The following is a 25041-nucleotide window of genomic DNA, read 5'->3' as shown; positions in this document are numbered from 1 at the left end:
TCGATAAGCTATATCGGTTTGTTTGGTGGGTATTCGATTGAATGCAGCGGGGACTTGATATTGCGTGGCTTTGCCCGCAGTAATCACTCACAAAAGGACTTATCCATTCCGTTAGAGGCCCCCTTCATGACCGTGATCGACCTGCGCAGCGACACCGTGACCCAACCCACCCCCGGTATGCTCGATGCGATGGCTAGCGCCGTCAGCGGTGATGACGTCTACGGCGAAGACCCCAGCGTCAACCGACTGGAGGCTGAGTTGGCCAGGCGCCTGGGCTTTGCGGCCGCGCTGTTCGTGCCCACCGGCACCATGAGCAACCTGCTGGCGTTGATGGCCCACTGTGAGCGCGGCGAGGAATACATCGTCGGGCAACAGGCCCACACCTACAAATACGAAGGGGGCGGGGCGGCCGTGCTGGGTTCGATCCAGCCGCAGCCGCTGGAGGTGCAGCCAGACGGTTCCCTGGACCTCGACCAGGTGCTGGCAGCGATCAAACCCGATGATTTTCACTTCGCCCGCACGCGCTTGCTGGCGCTGGAAAACACCATGCAAGGCAAAGTGCTGCCATTGGCATACCTGGCCAAGGCGCGGGCGTTTACCCGTGAACACGGCCTGGCGTTGCATCTGGATGGCGCGCGGCTCTACAACGCAGCGGTCAAGCTGGGCGTGGACGCGCGGGAAATTGCCGGGCATTTCGACTCAGTGTCGGTGTGCCTGTCCAAGGGGCTCGGCGCGCCGGTCGGCTCGGTGCTGTGCGGTTCCACGGCATTGATCGCCAAGGCACGGCGTCTGCGCAAGATGGTCGGCGGCGGCATGCGCCAGGCCGGTTCACTGGCGGCGGCAGGCCTGTATGCCCTGGATCACCAGGTGCAGCGTTTGGCCGATGACCACGCCAATGCGCAGTGGCTGGGGGATGAGTTGCGCCAGGCGGGTTATACGGTGGAGCCGGTGCAGACCAACATGGTCTATGTGCAGATCGGTGACCGGGCCCAGGCGTTGAAAGCGTTTGCCGCCGAGCGCGGGATCAAGTTGAGCGCCGCTCCGCGCCTGCGCATGGTGACGCACCTGGACGTCAGCCGGGCGCAGATTGAGCAAGTCGTGCAGACATTCGTCGCATTTTCGCAGAAATGACAGTGCAGGCCGTCTAATTGACTGCTTCTATCACATAAACACGCTGTACCACCGGCAAAGGGCCGATATAATGCGGCCCTTTGCCGTCGCTTCGTCTGATGATGTTGCGCACTGGCCTTTGGCCGCAGCCTCCGTGGAAGAACCTAATGAAAAGCGCAGAAATCCGTGAAGCCTTCCTTCGCTTCTTCGAAGAGCAAGGCCACACCCGTGTAGCCTCAAGCTCCTTGATCCCAGGCAATGACCCCACCCTGCTGTTCACTAACGCGGGGATGAACCAGTTCAAGGACTGTTTCCTGGGCCAGGAAAAACGCGCCTACACTCGCGCCACCAGCAGTCAGAAGTGCGTACGCGCCGGCGGCAAGAACAGTGACCTGGAAAACGTGGGTTACACCGCGCGCCACCACACCTTCTTCGAAATGCTGGGTAACTTCAGCTTTGGCGATTATTTCAAGAAAGACGCGATCACCTTCGCCTGGACCTTCCTGACCGGCGTGCTCAAGCTGCCCGAGGAAAAGCTCTGGGTAACCGTCTATGCCACGGATGACGAAGCGTATGACATCTGGACCCAGCAAATCGGCGTGCCCGCCGAGCGCATGATCCGCATCGGCGACAACAAAGGCGCGCCGTACGCCTCCGATAACTTCTGGACCATGGGCGACACCGGCCCCTGCGGCCCCTGCACCGAGATTTTCTACGATCACGGCGCCGACATCTGGGGTGGCCCGCCGGGTTCGCCGGATGAAGACGGCGACCGCTACATCGAAATCTGGAACAACGTGTTCATGCAGTTCAACCGCACCGCTGATGGCGTGTTGCATCCGTTGCCGGCACCGTCGGTGGACACCGGCATGGGGCTGGAACGGATCAGTGCGGTCATGCAGCACGTTCATTCCAACTATGAAATCGACCTGTTCACCAATCTGTTGAGCGCATCGGCTGCGGCCATTGGCTGCGCCAATGAAGGCCAGTCTTCGCTCAAGGTCGTATCGGACCACATCCGCTCCTGCGGCTTCCTGATTGCCGATGGGGTGCTACCGTCCAACGAAGGCCGTGGCTATGTGCTGCGCCGCATTATCCGCCGCGCCTGCCGTCACGGTAACAAACTGGGCGCTACCGGCAGCTTCTTCTACAAGATCGTGGCTGCCCTGGTGGCCGAGATGGGCGATGCCTTCCCGGAATTGAAGCAGCAACAAGCCAACATCGAGCGGGTGCTCAAGGCTGAGGAAGAGCAGTTCTCCAAGACCCTGGAGCACGGCCTGAAAATTCTCGAGCAGGACCTGGCTGAACTCAAAGGCACCGTGGTGCCGGGCGATGTAGTGTTCAAGCTCTACGACACCTATGGCTTCCCGATGGACCTGACCGCCGACATCGCCCGTGAGCGTGAGCTGACCGTCGATGAGGCCGGTTTCGAGCGTGAGATGGAAGCCCAGCGTGTGCGTGCGCGTTCCGCCAGCTCGTTTGGCCTGGACTACAACACCCTGGTCAAGGTTGATGTGCCTACCGCGTTCATCGGCTACAAGGCTACCGCCGGCGCGGCCAAAATCGTTGCCATTTATAAAGACGGCAAGTCAGTCGATGTGCTGAACGAGGGCGATGAAGCGGTGGTGGTCCTGGACCAGACGCCGTTCTACGCGGAGTCGGGCGGGCAAATCGGTGACTGTGGTTTCCTCAGTTCGACGTCCGGTCGTTTCGACGTGCGCGACACCACCAAGACCGGTGGTGCGTTCCTGCACCATGGTGTGTTGGTACTGGGCAACCTGGTCGTCGGCGCGCCAGTCGAGACTCAGGTCGATGCCGATGTACGGCATGCAACCGCGTTGAACCACTCGGCTACTCACTTGCTGCACGCTGCGTTGCGTCAGGTGTTGGGCGAGCATGTCCAGCAAAAGGGCTCGTTGGTCAACAGCCAGCGCCTGCGTTTCGACTTCAGCCACTTCGAAGCGATCAAGCCTGATCAGATCAAGGCGCTGGAAGATATCGTCAACGCCGAAATCCGTAAGAACACCCCGGTTGAAACCGAGGAAACGGATATCGAAACCGCCAGGAACAAGGGCGCCATGGCGCTGTTTGGCGAGAAGTATGGCGATGAAGTGCGCGTACTGAGCATGGGCGGCAGTTTCTCGGTGGAACTGTGTGGCGGTATCCACGCCAACCGCACCGGTGACATTGGCCTGTTGAAAATCATCAGCGAAGGCGGTGTGGCCTCCGGTGTGCGTCGTATCGAGGCAGTCACCGGTGCCGCGGCGCTGGCCTACCTCAATGCAGCCGAAGAACAACTCAAGGAAGCGGCCGGCCTGGTCAAGGGTAGCCGCGACAATCTGATCGACAAGCTGTCCGCCGTGCTTGAGCGCAACCGTGCGCTGGAGAAACAGCTGGAGCAGTTGCAAGCCAAGGCGGCCAGTGCTGCGGGCGACGATCTGTCGGCCTCGGCGGTTGACGTCAAGGACGTAAAAGTCCTGGCGGCGCGCCTGGACGGGCAGGACGGCAAGGCGTTACTGGCTTTGGTCGATCAGTTGAAGAACAAGCTCGGCCGCGCAGTGATCCTGCTCGGCAGTGTCCATGAGGATAAGGTCGTGCTGGTTGCCGGTGTAACCAAGGACCTGACTGGCCAACTCAAAGCCGGTGATTTGATGAAGCAAGCCGCTGCGGCAGTGGGCGGCAAAGGCGGTGGTCGTCCGGACATGGCGCAAGGCGGTGGTGTAGATGCCGGCGCCCTGGACGCGGCGCTGGCCTTGACCGTGCCGTTTGTCGAGGCAGGTATTTAAGGCGCTGTTAATGAGCCCATGGTCTAGTCGTGGGCTCGCTCGGTTGCTGGAAGATTCGTTTATTGGGCGCCCCTTTACGGGCTGAGGCGGCTTAGAAATGGCTTTGATCGTACAGAAATTCGGAGGCACCTCGGTCGGTTCTGTCGAAAGAATCGAGCAGGTGGCCGACAAGGTTAAGAAGTTCCGTGATGCTGGCGACGACCTGGTGGTGGTGTTGTCGGCCATGAGCGGCGAGACCAATCGCCTGATCGACCTGGCCAAGGCCATCAGCGGTGATCAACAACCGCTCCCGCGTGAGCTGGATGTGATTGTGTCCACCGGTGAGCAGGTAACCATTGCGCTGCTGGCCATGGCTCTGAACAAGCGTGGTGTGCCAGCGGTGTCCTACACTGGGAGTCAGGTGCGCATCCTTACCGACAGCGCACATACCAAGGCGCGCATCCTGCAGATCGACGATCAGAAGATTCGTGCTGATCTGAAGGCTGGGCGCGTGGTCGTGGTAGCGGGTTTCCAGGGTGTTGACGAGCAGGGCAATATCACCACGCTTGGGCGTGGCGGTTCGGACACCACGGGCGTGGCACTGGCAGCGGCTCTCAAGGCTGACGAATGCCAGATCTATACCGATGTCGATGGCGTCTACACCACCGACCCGCGCGTCGTGTCCGTGGCCCAGCGCCTGGACAAGATCACCTTTGAAGAGATGCTGGAAATGGCCAGCCTCGGTTCCAAGGTGCTGCAGATTCGTGCGGTGGAATTCGCCGGCAAGTACAACGTTCCGCTGCGCGTATTGCACAGCTTCAAAGAGGGTCCGGGCACCCTCATTACTATTGATGAAGAGGAATCCATGGAACAGCCGATCATTTCCGGCATCGCTTTCAACCGCGATGAAGCCAAGCTGACGATCCGTGGCGTGCCAGACACCCCGGGTGTGGCCTTCAAGATCCTCGGTCCTATCAGCGGCGCGAATATCGAAGTCGACATGATCGTGCAGAACGTTTCGCACGATAACACCACCGATTTCACCTTCACCGTGCACCGCAACGAGTACGATGCGGCCGAGCGTATCCTGCAGAACACTGCAAGCGAGATCGGCGCCCGTGAAGTGATCGGCGATACCAAGATTGCCAAGGTGTCGATCGTGGGTGTGGGCATGCGCTCCCATGCCGGTGTTGCCAGTCGCATGTTCGAAGCGCTGGCCAAGGAAAGCATCAACATCCAGATGATCTCCACGTCGGAAATCAAAGTCTCGGTAGTGATTGAAGAAAAATACCTGGAACTGGCCGTGCGCGCGCTGCATACCGCTTTTGAGCTGGACGCTCCGGCCCGACAGGGCGAGTGATGCGATGCCAGGAAGGCGCGGCTTACCGCGCCTTTCATTTTTTTGTAGGGCGCATGTTCTTTTGCGTGGGCTCGACAATACTTAGGCGGTAGGGCTACGGCCTTTTGGTTGTAGGTCGAATGCCTTTTTTTTGCAGACTGTTGTTCCTGAAATGAATTGCGTGAGGTGAAAGGTATGTTGATTCTGACTCGTCGTTGCGCAGAAAGCCTGATTATCGGTGATGGCGAAATCACCGTGACCGTGCTCGGCGTCAAAGGCAATCAAGTGCGTATCGGGGTTAACGCTCCGAAAGAGGTAGCGGTCCATCGCGAGGAAATCTACCTGCGGATCAAGAAAGAGAAGGACGAAGAACCAAGCCTTTAATTTTTATCGTTTTTTATGTTTGCAAACGGGGAGGAACGTGGTTAATATACGCCCCGTGTTGCGGAGAGCTGGCCGAGTGGCCGAAGGCGCTCCCCTGCTAAGGGAGTACACCTCAAAAGGGTGTCGGGGGTTCGAATCCCCCGTTCTCCGCCATTATTTGCTTAGTACGTTGCAATCTGGTTTTTTCGGTAAGTTGTTGAAATTGATCGAAAAAATAGCTTTACATAGAGATTGAACGGCCTATAATGCGCGGCAACAAATGCACTCGTAGCTCAGCTGGATAGAGTACTCGGCTACGAACCGAGCGGTCACAGGTTCGAATCCTGTCGAGTGCACCATTTAAGAGTCAATTGCAGCAATGCAGATGGCTTGGTTTCAACCAGTTGTGATCTGGTCTAAAAAACACACTCTGCACTCGTAGCTCAGCTGGATAGAGTACTCGGCTACGAACCGAGCGGTCACAGGTTCGAATCCTGTCGAGTGCACCATACAAACAAAAAGCCCGCCTAGTGCGGGCTTTTTGCCGTCTGGGGTTTGTGTAGGCTTTATCCTGGCGTACGTCTTTTTCTGTTTCCCTTGTGTTTTCCCTTCCCGCTGCGTCGTCGCAGTTCATAGATGTAGCCAGCACTCAGCTTTGGCTTGCAAGCGCTTGTTCTTTCCAGTTTTTTTTGACGTTAAAAGCGGCCGAGCGGTGTATCATGCGCCGGTCAGCCCCGCCGGGGCTTGTGGAATGCCTCCATGGACTTACCCAGTAGTTACTCAGTATCCCGCTTTACCAATCATGAATTGACTGATTGATTCTTCCGGCGCGCTCCGCTGCTGGGAGTGGAGTTCGCCTATGACCGAAGTAGAAGTAAAGAAAACACAAGAAAGCCTGCAGGATCGCCTGGCTCAAGTTATCGAGCTGCTGCAGCGCCAGCGCGTGGTCGAAGACCTCACGCACCGCCAGGAAGGTCCGCACCACGACCGCGTCGAAAACCTGGTTCACCGGCAAAATCTCGTCGAGCTGCAACGCAAACTCGATGACCTGCACTCCGCCGACGTTGCTTATATTCTCGAAGCCTTGCCGCTGGATGATCGCCTGACGCTCTGGCAGTTGGTCAAGGCTGATCGCGACGGCGACATTCTCCTCGAAGTATCTGATTCGGTCCGTGAAACCCTGATCGCCGACATGGACGATCATGAGCTCCTGGCTGCGGCCAAGGAGATGGATGCGGACGAGCTGGCCGACCTGGCGCCTGAATTGCCGCGCGATGTTGTTCATGAGCTGATGGAGGCGTTGGACACTCAGCAGCGTGAGCGTGTGCGTTCCGCACTGTCTTATGATGAAGACCAGGTCGGCGCGCTGATGGACTTCGAGATGGTCACCATCCGCGAAGACGTCAGCCTGGAAGTGGTACTGCGCTACCTGCGCCGTCTCAAAGAGCTGCCGGGGCATACCGACAAGCTGTTTGTGGTCGACTATGAAGGCATTCTCAAGGGCGTATTGCCCATCAAGCGCCTGCTGGTAAATGATCCGGAGAAGAGAGTTGCTGACCTGATGGCCAGCGATACCGTGAGCTTTCACCCGGATGAAGATGCCTACGACGCAGCCCAGGCTTTTGAGCGTTACGACTTGATCTCTGCCCCGGTGGTGGACAAGAACGGCAAGTTGATCGGCCGTTTGACGATTGACGAAATCGTTGACCTTATTCGCGAAGAGAGTGAAACCGAAGTCCTCAACATGGCGGGTTTGCGTGAAGAGGAAGATATTTTCGCGTCAGTCTGGCGGTCGCTGCACAACCGTTGGGCTTGGTTGGCCGTTAACCTGATTACTGCATTTATCGCCTCCCGCGTGATCGGGCTGTTCGAGGGCTCCATCGAAAAGTTGGTGGCCCTGGCGGCGTTGATGCCGATTGTGGCCGGCATCGGCGGTAACTCCGGTAACCAGACCATCACCATGATCGTACGCGCCATGGCGCTGGATCAGGTCAGTACCGCCAACTCTTCGCGTCTGCTGCGCAAGGAGCTGGCCGTGGGGCTCATCAACGGCCTGGTGTGGGGAGGGGTAATCGGCGTGGTGGCTTACTTGCTATATGGCAGTTGGTCGCTGGGTGTGGTGATGACCGCTGCAATGACCCTCAATTTGCTTCTGGCTGCCCTCATGGGGGTTTTGATCCCTATGACCCTGGCGCGTCTGGGGCGCGATCCTGCCATGGGGGCCAGCGTGATGATCACGGCCATGACTGACAGTGGTGGCTTCTTCATCTTCCTGGGCTTGGCTACGATCTTCCTGCTCTGACCTTTCCTGCGGGGGCAAATCTGCCCTCGCATTGCTTTCTTGCTCAACTCCCACGCAAAAAAAAGCCAGCACATGGCTGGCTTCGACTTTCAGCTGCAAATCAATTGGCTTCTGCGGCCGCCTCTACGTCGTGCGCGATCAGCGAGACGAGAGCATTTTGCTGGCGGTGGGAAAGCTGACGAAAACGCTGCAGCAGTTCGCGTTCGTGCAGTGACAGCTCTGGGCTGTCCAGGCGCATGCTCAACTCTTCACCCAAGGCACCTTCCTGAATAAGGCTCTGTTCCAGGCGAGCGATGATTTCGGAGTTCATGCTGCGATGATGATTGCGAGCCACCTCGGCAATGCGTTCCCGCATTCCGTCTGGCAGACGTACGACGAACTTGTCAGCCGTACGGCTGGAATAAATTGCCTGTTTCAATGGGCGCATATATTTAACCGGTTAGTTCAGGGGAGCGGTTTTTGGAATTGGCCGCAAGATGAGTGTTAAGACAAGGCTCACGACCAAAGTTCAACCCGAATTGCAAAGAGGCCGCATCATGCCTCAGATTTGACATTTCCTTGGCGTCAATTCTGTGACAAATATTGAACCGCCTAAAGGCTTTATGCCAGCACTGATTTGCATTTTTGCGGACTGGTTGGAAAAGTTTTCGCGTTGGGTCGGGTATTCCTGATCTTCGCGCAAGCCTTATCCGAAATCGGGTTGAAGAGCGCACGCCCTAAGCAACATGGCCTTTTGCCCTCATCTGTAAGGGTAGTGGCAGTTTGCTGATTTGCTAGCGCAAAGCGACATAAGGTCGGGCTGGAGGGGGATTAGCGCAGTATGGGGTCGAATTTTATCCGCCGCCCGAGGGCGAGCGTCAGGATCAGGAGGCATCCAAAAACAGCACTGGCGATGAACGCCAGGGTGCGAGTGTTTTGCATAGCATTACTTAAGCCCAGTAGGGCGGTTGCGAGCGTCAGGCACAAAAAAAACCATGCAGATTTGGACATGAGTAGCGCTCTCAGAAAACCCAGTGTTCGGATGTTGGGGTGGCTTGGGTGCCTTGGGTTAAGCGAATAGGGGATTGAGGGTCGGCTGTCATCACCGCCAGCTGTGGTCTTTGCTGCAGGTGGTGCGGTACGGCCTGGGTGATTTGAGCCGGGTCTTGCAATTTGGCTGGGAAGAAATGAAAAGTTACCAGCGCAGTCAGTGCCATTGCGTTGAGGGCGAGTAGTAGGGCGCTGTTCATAGTCTTCTTCTCCGTATGCCTTGGCCAAATGGGTTTATGGGAGAAGTGTTGCAGGTCGCGTGCCAACTGATTTATTCAATATAATCAATGGGTTATATTGGTTTATGGGGAGTCGTATAGTGCAATTTGCAATGATGGCACTTTGGGGGAGTGCATTTTGCACGACGGCATAGGCCGCCCGGATTGTATTGGGCTGCGCTACCGCATGCTTGCAAGCGTTGGCTTACGATCAAAAAGCCAAGGGATGACATGACAAAAACTACCTTGCCCGTTAACATGCACGCCGTCCGTCGTTGAGCCTTTGGCTTGTCGATTGCGATTTGTCCCAGTAGCTCAATTGGATAGAGCATCCCCCTCCTAAGGGGAAGGTTGGCCGTTCGAACCGGCCCTGGGACACCATTCCTCAGTTGTTGTCTTGTTGCGTTCGTCAATATCAAATCAATCGCTTAGCTTCCTGACTGTAGCCGTGAGAAGTGCGGCGGTATTCAGTTGCTGGTCGGTGGGCAATCGAATCGCGATGGTCCCTGGGTCGTCCTTTTGTTTCCTCTATATAGAAGGGCGGTGGGATGGAAAAGAATTCTCAGGTTTTCGATTTAACTGCTTGACGCTCCTGCTTAAAGCTGTAGAATTCGCCTCCCGCTTACGAGAGATCGCAAGCGCAAGTGGTTGAAGTTGTTGAAGAATTCTTCGAAAACTTCTGAAAATAACCGCTTGACAGCAAATGAGGCTGCTGTAGAATGCGCGCCTCGGTTGAGACGAATAGCTCTTAACCAACCGCTCTTTAACAACTGAATCAAGCAATTCGTGTGGGTGCTTGTGGGGTCAGACTGATAGTCAACAAGATTATCAGCATCACAAGTTACTCCGCGAGAAATCAAAGATGTAACCAACGATTGCTGAGCCAAGTTTAGGGTTTCTTAAAAACCCAAAGATGTTTGAACTGAAGAGTTTGATCATGGCTCAGATTGAACGCTGGCGGCAGGCCTAACACATGCAAGTCGAGCGGTAGAGAGAAGCTTGCTTCTCTTGAGAGCGGCGGACGGGTGAGTAATGCCTAGGAATCTGCCTGGTAGTGGGGGATAACGTTCGGAAACGGACGCTAATACCGCATACGTCCTACGGGAGAAAGCAGGGGACCTTCGGGCCTTGCGCTATCAGATGAGCCTAGGTCGGATTAGCTAGTTGGTGAGGTAATGGCTCACCAAGGCGACGATCCGTAACTGGTCTGAGAGGATGATCAGTCACACTGGAACTGAGACACGGTCCAGACTCCTACGGGAGGCAGCAGTGGGGAATATTGGACAATGGGCGAAAGCCTGATCCAGCCATGCCGCGTGTGTGAAGAAGGTCTTCGGATTGTAAAGCACTTTAAGTTGGGAGGAAGGGCAGTTACCTAATACGTGATTGTTTTGACGTTACCGACAGAATAAGCACCGGCTAACTCTGTGCCAGCAGCCGCGGTAATACAGAGGGTGCAAGCGTTAATCGGAATTACTGGGCGTAAAGCGCGCGTAGGTGGTTTGTTAAGTTGGATGTGAAATCCCCGGGCTCAACCTGGGAACTGCATTCAAAACTGACTGACTAGAGTGTGGTAGAGGGTGGTGGAATTTCCTGTGTAGCGGTGAAATGCGTAGATATAGGAAGGAACACCAGTGGCGAAGGCGACCACCTGGACCAACACTGACACTGAGGTGCGAAAGCGTGGGGAGCAAACAGGATTAGATACCCTGGTAGTCCACGCCGTAAACGATGTCAACTAGCCGTTGGGAGCCTTGAGCTCTTAGTGGCGCAGCTAACGCATTAAGTTGACCGCCTGGGGAGTACGGCCGCAAGGTTAAAACTCAAATGAATTGACGGGGGCCCGCACAAGCGGTGGAGCATGTGGTTTAATTCGAAGCAACGCGAAGAACCTTACCAGGCCTTGACATCCAATGAACTTTCCAGAGATGGATTGGTGCCTTCGGGAACATTGAGACAGGTGCTGCATGGCTGTCGTCAGCTCGTGTCGTGAGATGTTGGGTTAAGTCCCGTAACGAGCGCAACCCTTGTCCTTAGTTACCAGCACGTTATGGTGGGCACTCTAAGGAGACTGCCGGTGACAAACCGGAGGAAGGTGGGGATGACGTCAAGTCATCATGGCCCTTACGGCCTGGGCTACACACGTGCTACAATGGTCGGTACAGAGGGTTGCCAAGCCGCGAGGTGGAGCTAATCCCAGAAAACCGATCGTAGTCCGGATCGCAGTCTGCAACTCGACTGCGTGAAGTCGGAATCGCTAGTAATCGCGAATCAGAATGTCGCGGTGAATACGTTCCCGGGCCTTGTACACACCGCCCGTCACACCATGGGAGTGGGTTGCACCAGAAGTAGCTAGTCTAACCTTCGGGAGGACGGTTACCACGGTGTGATTCATGACTGGGGTGAAGTCGTAACAAGGTAGCCGTAGGGGAACCTGCGGCTGGATCACCTCCTTAATCGACGACATCAGCTGCTTCATGAGCTCCCACACGAATTGCTTGATTCATTGAAGAAGACGAAAAGAAGCAGCCCAAAGGGTTGTAGCTTAGTTGGTTAGAGCGCACCCCATGCTTTGTGGTAAAGAGCAGGGTGAGGTCGGCCTTAGCAGCTCGAAATTGGGTCTGTAGCTCAGTTGGTTAGAGCGCACCCCTGATAAGGGTGAGGTCGGCAGTTCGAATCTGCCCAGACCCACCAATTTTGTGTGGGAAACGCCTGTAGAAATACGGGGCCATAGCTCAGCTGGGAGAGCGCCTGCCTTGCACGCAGGAGGTCAACGGTTCGATCCCGTTTGGCTCCACCACTACTGCTTCTGTTTGTAGAAAGCTTAGAAATGAGCATTCCATCGCTGTGATGGTGAATGTTGATTTCTAGTCTTTGACTAGTTCGTTCTTTAAAAATTTGGGTATGTGATAGAAAGATAGACTGGACGTTACTTTCACTGGTAACGGCTCAGGCTAAGGTAAAATTTGTGAGTCGCTCTTAATTGAGTATGATCGAATTTTCGGCGAATGTTGTCTTCACAGTATAACCAGATTGCTTGGGGTTATATGGTCAAGTGAAGAAGCGCATACGGTGGATGCCTTGGCAGTCAGAGGCGATGAAAGACGTGGTAGCCTGCGAAAAGCTTCGGGGAGTCGGCAAACAGACTTTGATCCGGAGATGTCTGAATGGGGGAACCCAGCCATCATAAGATGGTTACCTTACACTGAATACATAGGTGTATGGAGCGAACCAGGGGAACTGAAACATCTAAGTACCCTGAGGAAAAGAAATCAACCGAGATTCCCTTAGTAGTGGCGAGCGAACGGGGACTAGCCCTTAAGTGGCTTTGAGATTAGCGGAACGCTCTGGAAAGTGCGGCCATAGTGGGTGATAGCCCTGTACGCGAAAATCTCTTAGTCATGAAATCGAGTAGGACGGAGCACGAGAAACTTTGTCTGAATATGGGGGGACCATCCTCCAAGGCTAAATACTACTGACTGACCGATAGTGAACTAGTACCGTGAGGGAAAGGCGAAAAGAACCCCGGAGAGGGGAGTGAAATAGATCCTGAAACCGTATGCGTACAAGCAGTGGGAGCCCACTTTGTTGGGTGACTGCGTACCTTTTGTATAATGGGTCAGCGACTTATTTTCAGTGGCGAGCTTAACCGAATAGGGGAGGCGTAGCGAAAGCGAGTCTTAATAGGGCGTCTAGTCGCTGGGAATAGACCCGAAACCGGGCGATCTATCCATGGGCAGGTTGAAGGTTGGGTAACACTAACTGGAGGACCGAACCGACTACCGTTGAAAAGTTAGCGGATGACCTGTGGATCGGAGTGAAAGGCTAATCAAGCTCGGAGATAGCTGGTTCTCCTCGAAAGCTATTTAGGTAGCGCCTCATGTATCACTGTAGGGGGTAGAGCACTGTTTCGGCTAGGGGGTCATCCCGACTTACCAAACCGATGCAAACTCCGAATACCTACAAGTGCCGAGCATGGGAGACACACGGCGGGTGCTAACGTCCGTCGTGAAAAGGGAAACAACCCAGACCGTCAGCTAAGGTCCCAAAGTTATGGTTAAGTGGGAAACGATGTGGGAAGGCTTAGACAGCTAGGAGGTTGGCTTAGAAGCAGCCACCCTTTAAAGAAAGCGTAATAGCTCACTAGTCGAGTCGGCCTGCGCGGAAGATGTAACGGGGCTCAAACCATACACCGAAGCTACGGGTATCACGTAAGTGATGCGGTAGAGGAGCGTTCTGTAAGCCTGTGAAGGTGAGTTGAGAAGCTTGCTGGAGGTATCAGAAGTGCGAATGCTGACATGAGTAACGACAATGGGTGTGAAAAACACCCACGCCGAAAGACCAAGGTTTCCTGCGCAACGTTAATCGACGCAGGGTTAGTCGGTCCCTAAGGCGAGGCTGAAAAGCGTAGTCGATGGAAAACAGGTTAATATTCCTGTACTTCTGGTTATTGCGATGGAGGGACGGAGAAGGCTAGGCCAGCTTGGCGTTGGTTGTCCAAGTTTAAGGTGGTAGGCTGGAATCTTAGGTAAATCCGGGATTCCAAGGCCGAGAGCTGATGACGAGTTGTCTTTTAGACGACGAAGTGGTTGATGCCATGCTTCCAAGAAAAGCTTCTAAGCTTCAGGTAACCAGGAACCGTACCCCAAACCGACACAGGTGGTTGGGTAGAGAATACCAAGGCGCTTGAGAGAACTCGGGTGAAGGAACTAGGCAAAATGGCACCGTAACTTCGGGAGAAGGTGCGCCGGTGAGGGTGAAGGACTTGCTCCGTAAGCTCATGCCGGTCGAAGATACCAGGCCGCTGCGACTGTTTATTAAAAACACAGCACTCTGCAAACACGAAAGTGGACGTATAGGGTGTGACGCCTGCCCGGTGCCGGAAGGTTAATTGATGGGGTTAGCTAACGCGAAGCTCTTGATCGAAGCCCCGGTAAACGGCGGCCGTAACTATAACGGTCCTAAGGTAGCGAAATTCCTTGTCGGGTAAGTTCCGACCTGCACGAATGGCGTAACGATGGCGGCGCTGTCTCCACCCGAGACTCAGTGAAATTGAAATCGCTGTGAAGATGCAGTGTATCCGCGGCTAGACGGAAAGACCCCGTGAACCTTTACTATAGCTTTGCACTGGACTTTGAATTTGCTTGTGTAGGATAGGTGGGAGGCTTTGAAGCGTGGACGCCAGTTCGCGTGGAGCCAACCTTGAAATACCACCCTGGCAACTTTGAGGTTCTAACTCAGGTCCGTTATCCGGATCGAGGACAGTGTATGGTGGGTAGTTTGACTGGGGCGGTCTCCTCCTAAAGAGTAACGGAGGAGTACGAAGGTGCGCTCAGACCGGTCGGAAATCGGTCGTAGAGTATAAAGGCAAAAGCGCGCTTGACTGCGAGACAGACACGTCGAGCAGGTACGAAAGTAGGTCTTAGTGATCCGGTGGTTCTGTATGGAAGGGCCATCGCTCAACGGATAAAAGGTACTCCGGGGATAACAGGCTGATACCGCCCAAGAGTTCATATCGACGGCGGTGTTTGGCACCTCGATGTCGGCTCATCACATCCTGGGGCTGAAGCCGGTCCCAAGGGTATGGCTGTTCGCCATTTAAAGTGGTACGCGAGCTGGGTTTAGAACGTCGTGAGACAGTTCGGTCCCTATCTGCCGTGGACGTTTGAGATTTGAGAGGGGCTGCTCCTAGTACGAGAGGACCGGAGTGGACGAACCTCTGGTGTTCCGGTTGTCACGCCAGTGGCATTGCCGGGTAGCTATGTTCGGAATAGATAACCGCTGAAAGCATCTAAGCGGGAAACTAGCCTCAAGATGAGATCTCACTGGGACCTTGAGTCCCCTGAAGGGCCGTCGAAGACTACGACGTTGATAGGTTGGGTGTGTAAGCGCTGTGAGGCGTTGAGCTAACCAATACTAATTGCCCGTGAGGCTTGACCATATAACACCCAAGCAATTTGTTGCTCCTAGTTGAAAGACGAAAGAGGCCAGATTGCGGTGTGTGAAGACGCAATGAACCGAAAGTTCGATACTCACAAAACACCGACTTCTATCCCATACCCAATTTGCTGAAGCGAGGCCATATGGCCACGACTCAGTACCCGAATTTCTTGACGACCATAGAGCATTGGAACCACCTGATCCCATCCCGAACTCAGTAGTGAAACGATGCATCGCCGATGGTAGTGTGGGGTTTCCCCATGTGAGAGTAGGTCATCGTCAAGATTAAATTCCGAAACCCCATTTGCGAAAGCAGATGGGGTTTTGTTTTGGGCGGTCGAAACCCTCACACCTCTTGCAAACGCCAGCCTGCTCGCGAGATCGCCGACGCCAATGCGAACGTACCGGTAAGGCTCTATATCCTATAGAGCGCTCTATTCTGGCCTTTTATGGCAGATACCTAAAGACCAGTCGAACCTTGGCTATGATCAAGGTTCACAGATGGTGCGTTGTATATTTATCTCCACTTCATGTACCTCGCAGACACGCATACAGCGTCTGAACGGTTAAGCAAAATAATCCCGGAAACGGCTCATGCCGCCTGTCCGGACCCGACCACTGCGGACTATCATGCCGATAGCCCTGTCCCCTCACTGCAAGGAGCCGCTCGGAACGCCGATGCGCCAAATCTGGAAATCTTTTCGAGCCCTCTATTTCGCCTCCCTGATGATGCTGATCGGCTCCGGCCTGCTCAGTACTTATCTGGCCTTGCGTTTGGCGGCGGATAACGTCGATAGCCTGTGGGTCGGTGCGCTGATGGCGGCCAACTACTTTGGCCTGGTGCTGGGCGGCAAGATCGGACACCGTTTGATTGCGCGTGTCGGGCATATACGCGCCTACGCGACCTGCGCCGGTATCGTCGGCGCGGCCGTGCTGGGTCATGGCTTGATCGATTGGCTACCGGCGTGGATCGTACTGCGGGTGATTGTGGGCCTGGGAATGATGTGCCAGTACATGGTCATCGAAAGCTGGCTCAACGAGCAGGCCGATGCCAAGCAGCGCGGCGTAGTGTTCAGCGGCTACATGATCGCCTCCTACCTCGGTCTGGTGCTGGGCCAACTGATCCTAGTCATGCATCCCCACCTGGGTCTTGAACTGCTGATGCTGGTGGCGCTGTGCTTCGCCCTGTGCCTGGTGCCGGTGGCCATGACCCGCCGCATTCACCCGGCACCATTGCACCCGGCGCCGATGGAGCCGCGTTTCTTTATCAAGCGTGTGCCCCAGTCGCTCAGCACAGTGCTGGGGGCAGGGCTGATCGTCGGCTCTTTCTATGGCTTGGCACCGCTCTATGCCTCCCAGCAGGGGTTGACGACCGAACAGGTCGGTTTGTTCATGGGCTCCTGTATTTTCGCGGGACTGCTCGTGCAGTGGCCGCTGGGCTGGTTGTCGGACCGCTATGACCGCGCACTGCTGATTCGCTGCTTTGCCTTGTGTTTGGCGGTGGCGGCGTTGCCTCTGGCGATCATGACCCAGGTCCCTCTGGAAATGCTGTTCGTGGCGGGCTTCCTATGTTCACTCGTGCAGTTTTGTCTTTACCCGTTGGCAGTGGCGTTTTCCAACGACCATGTGGAAGGTGATCGCAGGGTGTCGCTGACCGCTATGTTGCTGGTGACTTACGGCATTGGGGCCAGTATCGGGCCGCTTCTGGCGGGCGTGCTGATGAAGCTGTTCGGCAGCCAGATGCTGTACGCCTTCTTCAGTTTGTGTGCGTTGATCCTGGTATGGCGTATTCGGCCGAAGGCGGTGACTAACCTGCACCAGGTAGACGATGCGCCGCTGCATCACGTGGCGATGCCTGACAGCATGTCCAGTTCGCCGTTGGTGGCCGCCCTTGACCCACGGGTAGATGAGCAGGTGGTACAGGAGCAGATGCAGGCCACTGTTCCTGAGCCAGAGCCCGAACCCACGGTGGACGAGGCGGTTGCGCAGACGCCACCGGAATCAACGGACCCGGACGATCACCCCCATGATTTGAGCAGGGCACGCCCCTGAACGAAAAAACGGGCAGATCCCATCAGGATCTGCCCGTTTTTTTACAGCTGCGTCCAAGGCTTAAAAATCGTCATCCTTGTCGAAGCGTCGAGCTTCGCGCTGCAGTTGATACACAAAACGCTCCACCTGGCGCTGCACCAGGCCGCTCATGTTATGGAAGCGCACACCCGCGAAGGTGGTATTGATCTTGTCTTCGAAATGCAGGTAACGCAGCTCGACAGCGGTGGTCATGTTGCCGAACGGCAGCGCGGCGACAAAACGGTCATAGACTTGGCCCAGCTGCAAGCGGTCGGAAATGTCGCCTTCAAAGCGCAATTTGCATCCGGTGGCCGAGATATCCAGCAGCTTGCCGTTGAACGGTGCCTTGAGCTTCTCGCCGCCCAGTTCGATGTTCACCAATTGCGCCAGCTTCAATGCAGCGCGAAATGCGTTACGACGTTGATGGTAAACCACCTCGCCGGGCATGCTGCCAGTGTAGATACGGTGGCCGTCTTTTTCGCTGATGCTCAGCGTGCCGTTACTTTCCCAGGCGACCCGCACGCCATCATGGAAACCCTCGATGCGGAAGGGCTCGCCATTTTCCAGGTAACGTTCACCATCGCGCGGGATCATTTCGTCCAGTGCCAGCGTCTTGTTATCCCGATCGATATCCACCAGATAGCTTTGGAAGCGTTGGCTGCGTTCGTGGAAAGTGATGATCAATGGATCATGGCTTTCCTGGAGCATTCGCAAAGTGCTGGCGATTTCCAGAGGCGTGGTGAGGACCTTCGGTGGCTGCGGTGCATCTTCCGCATTAAGGGCGTTGAACACAGTTGTTCCATCTCCAGGCAAAATACGACTACACGCAAGAACCGGCATTTTGCCAGTATGTAGCGCACCTTGGATAGCTCGCGCTGTAAACCGGCGTCAGGCTTGGCTGCGGGTGCTTGGCTTGACCAGGCGTGAAGTGGAACCTTGGGCGTTATACAGGGCCGGTGGCTCGCCGCCGTGAAGGATGCGTAACTGGTTGGCGGTGGTGGCTTGCTGAAGCTGGATCGACTGGCCGTTGAGCAGATTGGCTTCCTGGCACTGGGCGAGCAACTGATTGAGTTCTTTGCTTTGCGCCAGCAATTGATCGCCGACCGAAGAATGACTCGCCAGCTGTGCCAGGCCGTCGTGATCGGCGGGCAGGCCCAGGCTGGTGAGGATTTCGCTGCGCTTCTTGCCGTGCTGTTCGAGCAGCACAATCAGCGACTGTTTGCGCGCCAGTATTTCTTCGAGCAAAGGCATATCCCGGCCATACAGGGCCAGGGATTCCTCTTTGAGCAGCTCGAGCAATTGCTGCGTCGGCGCCAGATCATCAATGATCAGTTGAAGCAAATGTTCGTCGTGGTGCATGGCTGGCCTTGGGTTTTAAGCGTCCAGAAGCCCAGCGCAGGCCTTTGCCTAGCGCTCGGCTTCGAAGTTAAGCAGCTTGCTGGCTACACGGTTGCTGTCGACCGTATAAGTGCCATCGGCGATTGCCTGTTTCAACTCGGCCACACGGGCTTTATTGACAATCGGTTGATCGCGCAGCGAGTCAGTGACCTTCTGCAACTGTTGAGCCTCATTGCTCAGGTGTACCGATTCCCCACTGTGGCTCGCGCTTGCTTGCTCTGCCTTGGCGGGCAAGGGCTGGGACTTGGCTTCTACGCTGTCCTTGGTACCGTTGGTGCGCGTGTTGCCTGGTAAGGGCTGAGTGCTGTTCAAACGATTGAAATCAATGACCATGATAAAAAAACCTCTGGGTAGTGGACGCTTGCCATGTTTTCGGCCATACCCAAACAAACTTTAGGCTTTAGTGACAATAAACCTGTACGGCGCGGCATCCAACCCACAGTGTAGGAAAAGCGGGCAATTGATTCCAGTCATCTATAGCGCCACCTCGACTTGGCCGGGGGCCGTCACCCGCGCCTTGATCACACGGTTGGAGTTGAGGTTCTTGACCCGGATCTGTTCGCTCATACCGCCATTGGACAGCGCTTCCCCCGGCATTCTTACGTTCAAACCGCCGCTGCTGGCGGAAATCACCACTTGGTCACCCTTGCGAATCACTTCCGCCTGCTCCAGATGCACCAGCGTGATCACCTGATCGGTGACCATCGGTCGGGTGAGTCGCTGCCCGACAGCCTGTTCCAGGGAGGTCAAGTAACCCTGGTTGATCAGGCTGATATCCCGCTCACGCAGCACAACATCGTCATAGCCAATAATGCCGGTGCGCTTCAAAGGGCGCGCCACCACGACCACGTCGCGGAACAATTTGACCTGGGCCGGCACAAACACCGTCCAGGGGGAGGCGCTCTCACAGCGGACTTTAACGGTTACCCGACCGATGGGCTGGGCGGGACTTTCCAGGGTGGCTGTCAATTCCTTGTCGCACATTGGCAGGCGCAGACGCGGGTCCAAGGGGTTGACCTGGATTTCATAGCGCCCCGGTGTCTGGGTGGTTGCCAGATAATCTTCTACAGTGAATTCAAGAAAGCCCTGGGTGACGCCGATAAGTAGATCAGGCAGGGTGACGTTGTCGGCACGAGCCGCGACGCCCACGCCCCAGACAAGCAGCGCCATCGCGGCGCAGAGCAGTCTGCGGTACTTTGGGCGGCTTGGACGTCGGGAAACTGTCATTTTAATATCCATAGCCAAGCAAATTGCAAAGCTCGTGCCGTTTAGTGTTGGGTACGCATCGTACCTCTGGGATTTAGGAGTCTGGGCATGGCAGGAGTAATGGATTCAGTAAACCAGCGCACACAGCTGGTAGGGCAGAATCGCCTGGAGTTGTTGCTATTTCGCCTGGACGGCAAGCAGCTGTACGGCATTAACGTGTTCAAAGTGCGGGAAGTGTTGCAGTGCCCCAAGCTGACGATCATGCCTAAATCCAGTCCGGTGGTATGCGGCGTAGCCAATATCCGTGGCGCAACCATTCCGATTCTTGATTTGGCAATGGCCACCGGCTCCGCTGGTTTGCAGGACCGTCAGAGCCCGTTCGTCATCATTACCGAATACAACACCAAGACCCAGGGGTTCCTGGTGCGCTCGGTGGAACGTATCGTCAATATGAACTGGGAAGAGATCCATCCGCCGCCCAAGGGCACCGGGCGCGATCATTACCTGACGGCCGTGACGCGGGTTGATAACCAGTTGGTGGAAATCATCGACGTAGAGAAAATTCTCGCCGAAGTCGCGCCCACGTCGGAGACCATCTCGGTCGGTGTGGTGGATGCCGAGACAGCGCACAAGGCGGTGTCCCTGCGCGTGTTGACCGTGGACGACTCCTCTGTCGCCCGCAAGCAGGTCACGCGTTGCCTGCAAACCATCGGCGTCGATGTGGTGGCCCTCAATGACGGACGCCAAGCCTTGGATTACCTGCGCAAGTTGGTCGATGAGGGCAAGAAGCCGGAAGAAGAATTCCTGATGATGATCTCCGACATTGAAATGCCGGAAATGGACGGCTATACCCTTACAGCTGAAATACGCAACGATCCACGCATGCAAAAATTACATATCATCCTGCATACTTCGTTGTCGGGGGTATTCAATCAGGCAATGGTCAAGAAGGTCGGCGCAGATGACTTCCTGGCCAAATTCCGGCCTGATGACCTCGCATCCCGGGTAGTCGACCGGATCAAGGCAGCAGATCACGGCTAGGGGGATTTCCCCTGGCGGTCACACGATTTAAGAGGCGGTATCATTGTCTACGGGTAATTTGGATTTCGAACAGTTCCGGGTCTTCCTGGAAAAAGCCTGTGGCATATTGCTCGGTGAAAACAAGCAATACCTGGTATCCAGCCGTCTCAACAAACTGATGGAACAGCAGGGCATCAAGTCCCTGGGTGAGTTGGTCCAGCGGATCCAGGGGCAGCCGCGCAGCGGGCTCAAGGAGATGGTGGTCGATGCCATGACCACTAACGAAACCCTGTGGTTTCGCGATACCTACCCGTTTGAGGTGCTCAAGAACAAAGTGCTGCCGGCGGCCATCAAGGCCAGCCCGGGCCAGCGCCTGCGTATCTGGTCGGCGGCGTGCTCTTCCGGGCAGGAACCGTATTCGATCTCGATGTCCATCGACGAGTTCGAACGGACCAACATGGGACAGTTGAAGGCCGGCGCGCAAATCGTCGCGACCGACTTGTCCGGCACCATGCTCACCAACTGCAAGACGGGTGAATACGATAGCCTGGCCCTTGGCCGGGGTTTGTCCCCGGAGCGTCTGCAGCGCTACTTTGATCCGAAAGGGGCAGGGCGCTGGGCGATCAAGGCGCCGATCAAGAATCGCGTGGAGTTCCGCTCGTTCAACCTGCTCGACAGCTACGCCAGCCTGGGCAAGTTCGACATGGTGTTCTGCCGCAACGTGCTGATTTATTTCTCGGCCGAAGTGAAGAAAGACATCCTGTTGCGCATCCATGGCACGCTCAAGCGTGGCGGGTATCTGTTCCTCGGCGCTTCGGAAGCCTTGAACGGATTGCCGGATCACTACCAGATGGTGCAGTGCAGCCCGGGAATCATCTACCAGGCCAAATAAGCAGTACGCAGTCAAAATGTGGGAGGGGGCTTGCCCCCGATAGCGATGGTTCAGTTGATATCTTTATCACTGATACACCGCTATCGGGGCCTTGCCCCCTCCCACATTTGTTTTGCCACCATCCCACCGGAAGCGGCAAGTCGTATTGCCGCTTTACTGACGCCACGCGGAAAGTACTTGCCGCTTTTCTGGCATTGCCACCGGCAACCTCCCCGCCAGCCCTTGATATACGGGGCCCCCGCAGATTGGCATGCACCTTGCTATAGCCCTGTTAACGAATAGCAGGTCAGCCTAAAGGTTTCCGCCATGAGCATCAGCTTCGATAAAGCGCTCGGTATCCACGAACAAGCCCTGGGCTTCCGCGCCCAGCGTGCCGAAGTCCTGGCCAACAACATTGCCAACGCCGATACCCCGAACTACAAGGCTCGGGATCTGGACTTCTCCGCCGTGCTCGCCGCGCAGCAGGACAAGACCAAGAACGGCACCTTCGCCTTGAACATGACCAACAGCCGTCATATCGAAGCGCAAGGCCTGAGCAGTGGTGACGAGTCGCTGCTGTATCGCACGCCCATGCAGCCATCGATCGACCAGAACACCGTCGATGCCCAGCTGGAACAATCGAACTACGCCGAAAACTCGGTGAATTTCCAGGCCAGCTTTACCCTGCTCAACAGCAAATTCAAAGGGCTGATGTCAGCCCTGCGTGGAGAATAAGCCATGTCCCTGTCCAGTGTTTTCAATATTGCCGGCAGTGGCATGAGCGCGCAGACCACGCGTTTGAACACCGTCGCCAGTAACATCGCCAACGCCGAGACCGTGTCTTCGAGCATTGACCAGACTTACCGCGCCCGGCATCCAGTGTTCGCCACCATGTTCCAGGGCGGCCAGAGCGGCGGCAGTGATTCGTTGTTCCAGAACCAGGATGCCGCCGGCCAAGGCGTGCAGGTACTGGGTGTGGTCGAAGACCAGAGCAACCTCGAAGCGCGTTACGAGCCCAACCATCCGGCGGCGAACGAAAAGGGTTACGTCTACTACCCCAACGTCAACGTGGTCGAGGAAATGGCCGACATGATTTCCGCCAGTCGCTCGTTCCAGACCAACGCGGAAATGATGAACACCGCCAAAACCATGATGCAGAAGGTCCTGACCCTGGGTCAGTGATAAGGGGCGCCAAATAATGGCCATCGTTGATACGTCGAACAATACGGCAGTCCAGGACCTCTTCAATTCCAAGGTCAAGGACGCTTCAAACAATGTAGCGAATGTTTCCAAGGCCGCCACCGGCGACCAGGCCCTCGGCAAGGATGCATTCCTGCAACTGCTGGTGACCCAGCTGAAAAACCAGAACCCCTTGTCGCCGCAGGATAACGGTGCGTTCGTGGCCCAGCTGGCGCAGTTCAGCAGCCTGGAAGGCATCAATACCCTGAATGACTCGGTGAATAACATCTCGAGCAACTTCAGTTCTTCCCAGGCGCTGCAGGCTTCGTCGCTGGTAGGACGCTCGATCATCACCCAGACCGACAAGGCGCTGGTCGATACCAGCAAGAGCATGACCGGTTCGGTGGCGGTGACAGCGGCGACGGGCAATGTCTCGGTCAAGATCACCGATAAAGACGGCAACGTGGTGCGCACCCTCGATCTGGGCGCTCAGAGCGCAGGGACTTCGGACTTTATCTGGGATGGCAAGAACGAAGCGGGTGAGGTGGCCCCAGCCGGTACTTACACCTTCGCGGCCTCCACCAAGAATGACAAGGGCGATGCGGTTGCCCTGGCCACTTCGCTGCCGGCAACCGTCACCAGCGTGACGCTGAGCAAGACCGGCGGCGAGATGCTGCTGAACCTGGCAGGCGGCATGGGCAGCGTCAAGCTGTCGCAAATTCAGACTATCGGTACATAGAGCCGGCTAAATACGGCAGAGGGAGAGAAACATGTCTTTTAATATCGGCCTTAGCGGCCTCTATGCGGCCAACAAACAACTGGACGTGACCGGCAACAACATCGCCAACGTCGCGACCACGGGTTTCAAGTCGTCTCGTGCAGAGTTCGCGGATATCTACGCGGCGTCCAAACTGGGCACCGGCCAGAACAGCATCGGCAATGGTGTGAACCTGGCCGCGGTGTCCCAGCAATTCACCCAGGGTGACGTTAACGGCAGCGGCGGTATCCTGGACATGGCGATCCAGGGCGGTGGCTTCTTCGTACAGAAGGGCAGCGACGGTTCGCTGGAGTACACCCGCAGCGGTGCCTTCCGTGCCGACAAAGACGGCTTCATCACCAACAACACGGGTACCTCGCGCCTGCAGGGTTACGCAGCGGATGATGACGGCAAGATCATCAAGGGCGGGCTCACCGACCTGCAACTGAACCTGACGAACCTGCCGCCCAAGGCGTCCACCAAGGTGGACTCCACCAGTAACCTGAATTCCTCGGAGCCTGTGATCGACCAAACGGCCAAGCCGTTCGACCCCACCAAGACCGATACCTTCACCACTCAATACAGCACCACTTTGTACGACTCCCAGGGCAACGCGCACCCAATGGTGCAGTACCTGGTGAAAACCGACGGCAACAAGTGGAATGCCTATACCCTGATCGACGGTCGCAATCCTGATGGTTCGGCACCGACGGGCACTCCATCGACCCCGCCTGTGGCGTCGACATTGACCTTCGATGGCGCGGGCAAACTCACCAGCGTGGTGACCGGTGGTGTGTCCGATAAGACGCTCACCGTTGCAGGCTGGGTGCCGGGCACAGTGACTAATGGTGTGTGGAAGGCTAACGGCGCGAACGCCAACCCGGGCGGGATTGCCGTCAACATGGCCAACATTACCCAATACAATTCGGCCACCTACCGTAACCCTCCGGTCACCGATGGCTATGCCACCGGCCAGATCACCGGCCTGAAGATCGACGGTAACGGCGTAATGTTCGCCACCTTCAGCAATCAGCAGAGCAAGGCCATCGGCCAGATCTCGCTGGCCAGCTTCAATAACGAACAAGGCCTGCAACCTGCCGGCAGCACCACCTGGAAAGAGACCTTCGCTTCGGGCCAGCCTGGGTACGACACCCCACAAGCCGGCACCTTGGGTTCGATCGTGGCCAACTCTCTGGAGAACTCCAACGTCAACCTGACCAACGAGCTGGTGGACCTGATCAAGGCCCAGAGCAACTACCAGGCGAACGCCAAGACCATCTCCACCCAGAGCACCATCATGCAGACCATCATTCAGATGACGTGATGCGGTAGCGCTCGACAAGAAGCCCCTCTTAGGAGGGGCTTTTTTGTGGGCGTAAGAAAATAGCCTGCGGCACATCGGGTAACGCCCGGAAATGCTTGAGAAGGAACGCTTCAATCCTGGCGCACCACTGATCGGGCAACGGCCCTGGGG

Annotated in this window: 19 protein-coding genes, 6 tRNA genes and 3 rRNA genes; 21 read left to right on the top strand and 7 right to left on the bottom strand. The window is 56.1% G+C overall.

The window, feature by feature from the left end:
- Positions 1-126 precede the first annotated feature (126 nt).
- The 8 genes from ltaE to mgtE all read left to right on the top strand — a co-directional run bounded on the left by ltaE (position 127) and on the right by mgtE (position 7879).
- Positions 127-1131, top strand: coding sequence for a low-specificity L-threonine aldolase (gene ltaE, locus C4J85_RS20600; protein WP_124410600.1), 1005 nt, complete (start codon positions 127-129; stop codon positions 1129-1131).
- Positions 1132-1277: 146 nt separating this feature from the next.
- On the top strand, positions 1278-3896 hold the full coding sequence (gene alaS / locus C4J85_RS20595) for an alanine--tRNA ligase (protein ID WP_124410599.1): 2619 nt from the start codon (positions 1278-1280) through the stop codon (positions 3894-3896).
- A 97-nt stretch (positions 3897-3993) separates the two neighbouring features.
- Positions 3994-5235 (top strand): aspartate kinase, encoded by a 1242-nt coding sequence (locus C4J85_RS20590; protein ID WP_124368054.1) that lies wholly within the window; start codon positions 3994-3996, stop codon positions 5233-5235.
- A 174-nt stretch (positions 5236-5409) separates the two neighbouring features.
- On the top strand, positions 5410-5598 hold the full coding sequence (gene csrA / locus C4J85_RS20585; protein ID WP_003175645.1) for a carbon storage regulator CsrA: 189 nt from the start codon (positions 5410-5412) through the stop codon (positions 5596-5598).
- Between the two features lie 62 nt (positions 5599-5660).
- Positions 5661-5751: transfer RNA gene (locus C4J85_RS20580), tRNA-Ser, on the top strand.
- 108 nt (positions 5752-5859) lie between these two features.
- Positions 5860-5936: transfer RNA gene (locus C4J85_RS20575), tRNA-Arg, on the top strand.
- Between the two features lie 73 nt (positions 5937-6009).
- Positions 6010-6086, top strand: a tRNA-Arg gene (locus C4J85_RS20570).
- Positions 6087-6436: 350 nt separating this feature from the next.
- Complete coding sequence (gene mgtE / locus C4J85_RS20565; protein WP_065892684.1) at positions 6437-7879, top strand: magnesium transporter; 1443 nt, start codon at positions 6437-6439, stop codon at positions 7877-7879.
- 100 nt (positions 7880-7979) lie between these two features.
- On the opposite strand, the gene C4J85_RS20560 is transcribed toward mgtE, so the two are convergent.
- From C4J85_RS20560 to C4J85_RS20550, 3 genes are all read right to left on the bottom strand, one after another.
- Positions 7980-8306, bottom strand: coding sequence for an Arc family DNA-binding protein (locus tag C4J85_RS20560; RefSeq protein ID WP_003193592.1), 327 nt, complete (start codon positions 8304-8306; stop codon positions 7980-7982).
- 383 nt (positions 8307-8689) lie between these two features.
- Positions 8690-8869: a PA3371 family protein gene (locus C4J85_RS27775; protein ID WP_124407961.1), complete on the bottom strand. Its 180-nt coding sequence runs from the start codon at positions 8867-8869 to the stop codon at positions 8690-8692.
- Positions 8870-8880: 11 nt separating this feature from the next.
- Positions 8881-9108, bottom strand: coding sequence for a hypothetical protein (locus tag C4J85_RS20550; RefSeq protein ID WP_124407960.1), 228 nt, complete (start codon positions 9106-9108; stop codon positions 8881-8883).
- 322 nt (positions 9109-9430) lie between these two features.
- Here C4J85_RS20550 and C4J85_RS20545 point away from each other — a divergent pair.
- From C4J85_RS20545 to C4J85_RS20510, 7 genes are all read left to right on the top strand, one after another.
- Positions 9431-9507, top strand: a tRNA-Arg gene (locus C4J85_RS20545).
- Between the two features lie 538 nt (positions 9508-10045).
- Positions 10046-11582: ribosomal RNA gene (locus tag C4J85_RS20535) — 16S ribosomal RNA — on the top strand.
- A 161-nt stretch (positions 11583-11743) separates the two neighbouring features.
- Positions 11744-11820, top strand: a tRNA-Ile gene (locus C4J85_RS20530).
- Positions 11821-11850: 30 nt separating this feature from the next.
- Positions 11851-11926: transfer RNA gene (locus C4J85_RS20525), tRNA-Ala, on the top strand.
- A gap of 249 nt (positions 11927-12175) precedes the next feature.
- A 23S ribosomal RNA gene (locus tag C4J85_RS20520) occupies positions 12176-15067 on the top strand.
- Positions 15068-15235: 168 nt separating this feature from the next.
- Positions 15236-15351, top strand: a 5S ribosomal RNA gene (gene rrf / locus C4J85_RS20515).
- The 16S, 23S and 5S rRNA genes sit together here with 2 tRNA genes alongside, the layout of an rRNA operon.
- Before the next feature lie 393 nt (positions 15352-15744).
- Positions 15745-17118: an MFS transporter gene (locus C4J85_RS20510; RefSeq protein WP_124407959.1), complete on the top strand. Its 1374-nt coding sequence runs from the start codon at positions 15745-15747 to the stop codon at positions 17116-17118.
- Between the two features lie 60 nt (positions 17119-17178).
- On the opposite strand, the gene C4J85_RS20505 is transcribed toward C4J85_RS20510, so the two are convergent.
- The 4 genes from C4J85_RS20505 to flgA form a co-directional block, all read right to left on the bottom strand.
- Complete coding sequence (locus C4J85_RS20505) at positions 17179-17928, bottom strand: flagellar brake protein (protein ID WP_124368050.1); 750 nt, start codon at positions 17926-17928, stop codon at positions 17179-17181.
- Positions 17929-18024: 96 nt separating this feature from the next.
- The gene (locus C4J85_RS20500) at positions 18025-18495 is read right to left on the bottom strand and encodes a flagella synthesis protein FlgN (protein WP_124368049.1); all 471 of its coding nucleotides are present in this window, start codon (positions 18493-18495) and stop codon (positions 18025-18027) included.
- 48 nt (positions 18496-18543) lie between these two features.
- On the bottom strand, positions 18544-18867 hold the full coding sequence (gene flgM / locus C4J85_RS20495; protein ID WP_124410598.1) for a flagellar biosynthesis anti-sigma factor FlgM: 324 nt from the start codon (positions 18865-18867) through the stop codon (positions 18544-18546).
- A 141-nt stretch (positions 18868-19008) separates the two neighbouring features.
- Complete coding sequence (gene flgA, locus C4J85_RS20490; RefSeq protein WP_124407958.1) at positions 19009-19773, bottom strand: flagellar basal body P-ring formation chaperone FlgA; 765 nt, start codon at positions 19771-19773, stop codon at positions 19009-19011.
- A gap of 75 nt (positions 19774-19848) precedes the next feature.
- Between flgA and C4J85_RS20485 the strand changes: the two genes are divergently transcribed.
- The 6 genes from C4J85_RS20485 (at position 19849) to flgE (ending at position 24891) form a co-directional block, all read left to right on the top strand.
- Positions 19849-20781 carry a chemotaxis protein CheV gene (locus C4J85_RS20485; RefSeq protein ID WP_124368046.1) on the top strand — a complete coding sequence of 311 codons (933 nt, stop codon included), beginning with the start codon at positions 19849-19851 and terminating at the stop codon, positions 20779-20781.
- A 43-nt stretch (positions 20782-20824) separates the two neighbouring features.
- Entirely contained in the window at positions 20825-21652 is an 828-nt protein-coding gene (gene cheR / locus C4J85_RS20480; RefSeq protein WP_124364034.1) for a protein-glutamate O-methyltransferase CheR, read from the top strand.
- Positions 21653-21958: 306 nt separating this feature from the next.
- A complete protein-coding gene (gene flgB / locus C4J85_RS20475) occupies positions 21959-22366 on the top strand; it encodes a flagellar basal body rod protein FlgB (protein ID WP_057726450.1) in 408 nt (135 codons plus the stop codon).
- A gap of 3 nt (positions 22367-22369) precedes the next feature.
- Entirely contained in the window at positions 22370-22813 is a 444-nt protein-coding gene (gene flgC, locus C4J85_RS20470; protein ID WP_024076985.1) for a flagellar basal body rod protein FlgC, read from the top strand.
- 16 nt (positions 22814-22829) lie between these two features.
- A complete protein-coding gene (gene flgD / locus C4J85_RS20465; protein ID WP_124368045.1) occupies positions 22830-23549 on the top strand; it encodes a flagellar hook assembly protein FlgD in 720 nt (239 codons plus the stop codon).
- A gap of 31 nt (positions 23550-23580) precedes the next feature.
- Entirely contained in the window at positions 23581-24891 is a 1311-nt protein-coding gene (gene flgE, locus C4J85_RS20460) for a flagellar hook protein FlgE (protein ID WP_124368044.1), read from the top strand.
- Positions 24892-25041 lie beyond the last annotated feature (150 nt).

This window comes from Pseudomonas sp. R4-34-07, from assembly GCF_003852375.1.
Lineage (GTDB): Bacteria > Pseudomonadota > Gammaproteobacteria > Pseudomonadales > Pseudomonadaceae > Aquipseudomonas.
The sequence above is the reverse complement of the archived record's forward strand: the minus strand, read 5'-3'. Positions and strand labels throughout refer to the sequence as shown.